Source organism: Microcystis sp. LEGE 08355 (genome assembly GCF_015207185.1).
In the GTDB taxonomy this organism is placed as follows: Bacteria; Cyanobacteriota; Cyanobacteriia; order Cyanobacteriales; family Microcystaceae; genus Microcystis; species Microcystis panniformis.
Window position 1 is genome coordinate 1 of sequence record NZ_JADEXI010000291.1, and the last position, 5,816, is coordinate 5,816.

The 5,816-nt window shown below is 43.8% G+C and carries 4 protein-coding genes; 2 read left to right on the plus strand and 2 right to left on the minus strand.

Annotated features, from left to right (window positions below):
* Nucleotides 1-156 precede the first annotated feature (156 nt).
* Nucleotides 157-1,665 (plus strand): helicase C-terminal domain-containing protein, encoded by a 1,509-nt coding sequence (locus IQ242_RS14940; RefSeq protein ID WP_193960498.1) that lies wholly within the window; start codon nt 157-159, stop codon nt 1,663-1,665.
* Nucleotides 1,666-1,843: 178 nt separating this feature from the next.
* Here IQ242_RS14940 and IQ242_RS14945 read toward each other — a convergent pair whose 3' ends face one another.
* Together IQ242_RS14945 and IQ242_RS14950 are read right to left on the minus strand one after the other, a co-directional pair.
* The gene (locus IQ242_RS14945; RefSeq protein WP_193960499.1) at nt 1,844-3,391 is read right to left on the minus strand and encodes an FAD-dependent oxidoreductase; all 1,548 of its coding nucleotides are present in this window, start codon (nt 3,389-3,391) and stop codon (nt 1,844-1,846) included.
* A 199-nt stretch (nt 3,392-3,590) separates the two neighbouring features.
* Nucleotides 3,591-3,926 carry a hypothetical protein gene (locus IQ242_RS14950; RefSeq protein WP_193960500.1) on the minus strand — a complete coding sequence of 112 codons (336 nt, stop codon included), beginning with the start codon at nt 3,924-3,926 and terminating at the stop codon, nt 3,591-3,593.
* Between the two features lie 176 nt (nt 3,927-4,102).
* Here IQ242_RS14950 and IQ242_RS14955 point away from each other — a divergent pair, with 176 nt between their 5' ends.
* Nucleotides 4,103-5,704, plus strand: coding sequence for a 2-isopropylmalate synthase (locus tag IQ242_RS14955; RefSeq protein WP_193960501.1), 1,602 nt, complete (start codon nt 4,103-4,105; stop codon nt 5,702-5,704).
* Nucleotides 5,705-5,816: the final 112 nt, after the last annotated feature.

Sequence of the window (5,816 nt, forward strand, 5' to 3'; positions counted from 1 at the left end):
TCGGAACCCCCTAAGCCGAGTTTTCAAGGTGCTGCGCCGTCCACTTGGTTTTCGAGACTGGCCTTTTAATTCTAACGTAAAGCCAACCTAGAACGGCGGGGTTTCAGACCCAAAATTTCCGATGATCGATCACTGATAACCAATAACTGAGATGAGATGGTTTTATTAGAAGCAGCGGTTCATTCTTCCCTACGCGCTTTTTTACGGGAACAAGGGCGCTTTTATTGGTCTCATCATCTCACTATGGGGCGACTGGTGGCTAGAGCCTTACGCTTAAAACGGTCCTCTCTCATACAAACTGGAACTACTCTCACCCGTTATTGTCTCAGTTATCTCACCCCAGCCCTTTTGGTTGATACACCTGTTCTGATTGTTGCCCCAGAGTCGGAAGTAAACCTACTGTTAGAAGTGGAAATCCCCCATCTGCAAGCATGGTTACAAACTCAGCGAGACATCCTCAAAAGCGATCGCTTTCCGGCTAATTTTACCGGTTTACTCCTCACCACACCCCAACAATGGTTAGAGGATAAATTGGGCAATCTCGGCCATTTTCCCCAGAATATCCCCACCATAATCGATCGAGCCGAAGATTTAGAAACTTGTCTAGTAGATTATCTCACCGTCACCATTACTCCCGAACAATGGTTCGCTTTAGAGTCAGCATATCCCCAGCATAGAGAGTTTATAGACTTAATTAAAGCACAACTTAGCCAAAGTATTCTTGGTCATCCCATTAATCCCTATAATTGCTATCTTATTGATGCCAAGGAAAAAGAATATATAATTGCTCTGCTACAACGCGTGCATCAAGACTTAACCACTGACTCTGTTTGGCAACTTTTAGCGGCAAAAATACCCGAGCATAATTATCTCCTCTGGACATCAGTAGATCGAGAGCGAGAAGAATTTACCCTAAAAATCAGCCCTTTGGAGGTGGCTAGTTTTTTCAAACCGATTTGGCAGCAGCAACCCTTTGTTTTAATCGGCAGTTTTTTAGATAGCGAAAAATCCGCTAATTTATACCGTCAAAATCAGGGTATCGGAGATATTTTAACTCTAAAGTTTGCAGCTGATCGCGAAAGTGAATATATTCATTTATATCTACCCGATCGCATCAGCGCCCCCAACACCCCCGAATTTCAACCGATGTTATTAAAGCAAGTGCGGGAATTAGTTAGTGCTAATCATACCAGTGAACAACCGATCGTGATCCTGATTGAAGATGTTCCCCTCAAGGCACAAATTGCCACCCAAATCGCAGCCGATTACGGTTCGCAAGTGCAAGTGGAAAAAACTGAAATTAATAGTAATACTATTCTCGTTTGTGGTTGGCAATTCTGGCAAACTCATCAAGAAAAATTTCTCACTCCCAGTTTATTAATTATCGCTACTTTACCCTTACCTTCCCCCGAAAATCCTCTCGTTGCTGGCAAAATTGCTTACTACAAACGACAACATCTCGACTGGTTTCGTGCCTATCTTTTACCCACAGCAGTGAGGGAAATTCAGAAATCTGTTCAGTCTCTCCGGGAGTGTCAAGGTTGTGTGGCTGTCCTCGATAATCGTGTCAATGCTCGCAGTTATGGCCGACAAATTCTCTCCGCTTTAGAACCCTATGCTAAAGTCAATTATCTCGATCAACAATTTTTTCAAGATAAAGATTAAATCAGTTATCAGTTATCAGTTAAGTAGCTGGTTATAATTAAATTAAAAATGGATTTTAGGTTCGATCCCCCCTGCCCCCCTTGATAAGGGGGGTGCCGATAGGCGGGGGGATCCCCCCTTAATCCCCCCTTAATAAGGGGGGCATCTGACAACTTTTAACGCCTACCTACTTATCAGTTTACTGTTTACTGATAAAATCTCCCCCAGAGCCATATTTCCAACTATCCAAATAACGATGATAAAGATATTTTTGCTGGTCGGGTAACTTTTCTAAAACAGGTTTTAAGCTAGTTGCTAAGGGATATAAACCACTATACAAAGCTAAATTAAAATAATGTCCCGTCCAATCGATAAAAGGACTGATACCCACTTGTGGAATCATCGGTAAAACTAATTGAGGATTAACCAAAGGCAAAGTTTTCGAGAGGGAAGAAAACTGCACCACATCCTGTAAAAACGGTTTTAATACCTCATCTCCCAACTTATCCATTACCCGAAAAACTCCACTCATTAAGTCATTAATTTGATTGGGATTAGGGTTAGCAGACATCGGGACACTCATGGTTTTTTGAAATAGCCACGTTACCGATATATTTGGTTGATAGGGTTGTAAAAGTGCTAAATCTTCTCGGTTTAAAGCATCGATTTGTAAAGCTTCCTCGATGGCGAAAGTTAGCCTTTTTAAATGCCTAACCATTGCCCCAAAACCACCAAAACTTACCGGAGATTGACTACCGCTACTATCTCCCACTGCCAGAATTCTTGACCAAGGCATTTTTAAAGGACTTTGACGATAGGCAGGGAAAAAACCCGCTAGAAAACGCTGAAATTTTACCGCTTCTAAATCTACCTTTTGATACTCTGGCAGTAATCTTAAATACTCCTCCATCAAAAATTCTAAACTAAAGCGATCGGGATGGGTATCGAGATAGGTAAATAAATAAGTTGTCCGACCATCCCTAGCGGGAAATGCTTCCCAAAAGTATTGACATTGGTGCAAGATTGGGGTAAAAGAATAAATCAAATCACCAGTTTCATTACTGGGAAAACCCTGACCGCAACTACCCACCACTAAACAAACTCCATCGGGTTTTTCTCCTTTTCTTGCCTGTTTTGCAATTGGTGAAAAATGACCCATGGCATCGATTAATAAACGGGTTTTTAAAGTCATTTCTCCTGTTTTAACCATTACCCCATCGGGATTAATAATCGCCCCGCTAAACCCCGAATTTTCTAATAACTTTCCTCCCGCTTGCAAAAACTTAGTTTTTAAAGTCTCTAGCAAATAAACCGGATCAACACCAATATTTAAAATATCTCTAACCCAAAGCTCATAACCTTGATAGAATCCCACCCTCCCAGGATTATATTCTGTCGCTATTGCTTGATTTAATTCAGCTTCGGTCAATAAATCTAACTCTAAAAAACTGCTTAGTTCTAAACGGGAAATATTCCACTCCTGCTCACGACCGCGCAGAATACCTCTTTCTAATAATGCCACACGCCAGCCCCTAGTTTGCAAAGCAGCCCCGATAAAAATTCCTAGGGTTCCCCCCGCAATAACTAGATCAAAATCCGTCTCTCCTAAAGATTCTTGACTTTGATTAATTACCGTAGGAATAAGCGGATTTTCTAAACGCAAAGCTTGCCAAGTTCGATCGCTGGCTCGCAATTGTTGTAAACTCTGAGGAGATACTCGATCGAGTAAAGATGCAACTAAAGACATAATCTTATATCAGTTATCAGTTATCAGTTATCAGTTATCAGTTATCAGTTATCAGTTATCAGTTATCAGTTATCAGTTATCAGTTATCAGTTCACTGTTTACTGACTGATCACTCAAAAAAACATCCCTCTAGTCGTTTCCTAACAGTAGAGACTTGCCACCTCACCATTAAGATAACTGCTCTATCCAGAGGAGAAACCTATTTAGATTGGAAAAACTTTTTCCCTTCTTCAAAGATTTTATTGATATCCTTGAGAGAAACTCCAAAAATCGCTAAAACTCCCGTAAAGACTAACAAAAAACCGATAAAACTATTCCGATCATAGAGGAATAAACCCACCATAACGATAAAATAGGGAGAGAGAATTTTACTAATATTTTCAACTACAGTAACTACCTCTGGAGTGGGAGGAACAACAAGATTAATATCAGCTTTATCCTGATCTGGTTCGAGATTTTGCTTAATTGAAAACATCACTTCCTGTAGGTCTTTTACCTCCGGTGGGTTCGGTTCCTTCGCTGGTTTGCCAAACATTGTTAACTACCTCGCCAATTTATCTATATCCTCTATGGTAGCCAAAAAGAGGGCAAGCCGGAAAAGCGCGAGCAGGTCGAGAAATTCTCAGGGCAATTTTCCTTAACAACCCCCTCGGCCTCGGCTGCTATAATCAGAGGAACAACTCCCAAGTTCGTTAACGGTACAAAAAAACTATGAATACCAGTCCAGACCGTGTGATTATCTTCGATACCACCCTTCGAGATGGGGAACAGTCCCCGGGTGCCGCTTTAAATGTGGATGAGAAGCTAACCATAGCGCGCGCACTGGCCCGACTGGGAGTTGATGTCATTGAAGCAGGTTTTCCCCACGCTAGTCCGGGGGACTTTGAAGCTGTACAGAAAATTGCCGCCAGCGTCGGCAGCGAAGCTGATAGCCCAATTATTTGCGGATTAGCCCGCACTACCCAAAAAGATATCAAATCAGCCGCCGATGCGCTCAGACCCGCCGCCAAGCCCAGAATTCACACCTTCCTAGCCACATCTGATATCCACCTCCAATACAAACTTAAGAAGACTCGTCAGGAAGTTCTTGACATTGTGCCGGAAATGGTGGCCTATGCCAAATCCTTCCTTAATGATGTGGAATTTTCCCCCGAAGATGCTGGCCGCAGCGATCCCGAATTCCTCTATCAAGTCCTCGAAAGAGCGATCGCCGCAGGAGCCACCACCGTTAATATTCCCGATACCGTCGGTTACACCACCCCCAGCGAATTTGGGGCTTTAATCCGTGGTATTAAGGAAAATGTCCCCAATATCGACCAAGCGATTATCTCCGTCCATGGTCACGACGATTTAGGGTTAGCGGTGGCTAATTTCCTCGAAGCAGTTAAAAATGGCGCTCGACAGTTGGAATGTACCATTAACGGTATCGGTGAGCGTGCCGGTAATGCTTCCCTAGAAGAATTGGTGATGGCCCTTCATGTCCGGCGCTCCTATTTTAATCCTTTCCTCGGTCGTTCCCCAGAGTCCACGGAACCTTTAACCAAGATCAACACCAAGGAAATCTATCGCACTTCTCGCCTAGTTTCTAATCTTACCGGCATGATCGTGCAACCGAATAAGGCGATCGTCGGTGCTAACGCTTTCGCACACGAGTCGGGAATCCATCAGGACGGGGTGTTAAAACATAAACTCACCTATGAGATTATGGATGCAGAATCGATCGGTTTGACTAATAATCAGATCGTCCTCGGTAAACTCTCCGGCCGCAACGCTTTTCGCTCTCGGTTACAGGAATTGGGTTTTGAGCTTTCGGAAACGGAACTTAATAACGCTTTTATCCAGTTTAAAGAAATGGCCGATCGCAAAAAGGAAATCACCGATCGCGATCTAGAAGCTATTGTTAACGATGAAATCGACACGGTTCCCGATCACTTCCGCCTTGAATTAGTACAGGTGTCCTGTGGCAATAACGCCAGACCCACGGCCACGGTAACGATTCGCACTCCCGACGGTAGCGAGTTATCCGATGCGGCCATTGGTACAGGGCCAGTGGATGCTCTCTGCAAAGCGATCAATCGAGTGGTGAAGATTCCTAACGAATTAATTTCTTTCTCGGTGCGAGAAGTTACCGAGGGAATCGATGCCTTAGGAGAAGTGACTATCCGTCTCCGTTACGAAGGACGCACCTATTCTGCTCGCACGGCCGATACCGATATTATTGTTGCCTCCGCTCGTGCCTACGTCAGCGCCTTAAACCGTCTCCACGTCGCACTGCAGCAGAAGGAAAAAACCCCAGAAATGCTACAAGTCTAGATAGGGTTTGCTGAACAAGTTGGTCGGTGGGGTTAGCAGTCAGGATTCAGGAGACAGGAGTTAGGAGTCAGTAGCCGGTCGTCAGGAGTCAGGAGTCAGGAGACAGGAGACT

Bases quoted from the DNA above. Each gene is read 5' to 3' on its own strand.
- IQ242_RS14940 (WP_193960498.1), top strand. From the start codon at position 157: ATGGTTTTATTAGAAGCAGCGGTTCATTCTTCCCTACGCGCTTTTTTA.
- IQ242_RS14945 (WP_193960499.1), bottom strand. From the start codon at position 3,391: ATGTCTTTAGTTGCATCTTTACTCGATCGAGTATCTCCTCAGAGTTTA.
- IQ242_RS14950 (WP_193960500.1), bottom strand. From the start codon at position 3,926: ATGTTTGGCAAACCAGCGAAGGAACCGAACCCACCGGAGGTAAAAGAC.
- IQ242_RS14955 (WP_193960501.1), top strand. From the start codon at position 4,103: ATGAATACCAGTCCAGACCGTGTGATTATCTTCGATACCACCCTTCGA.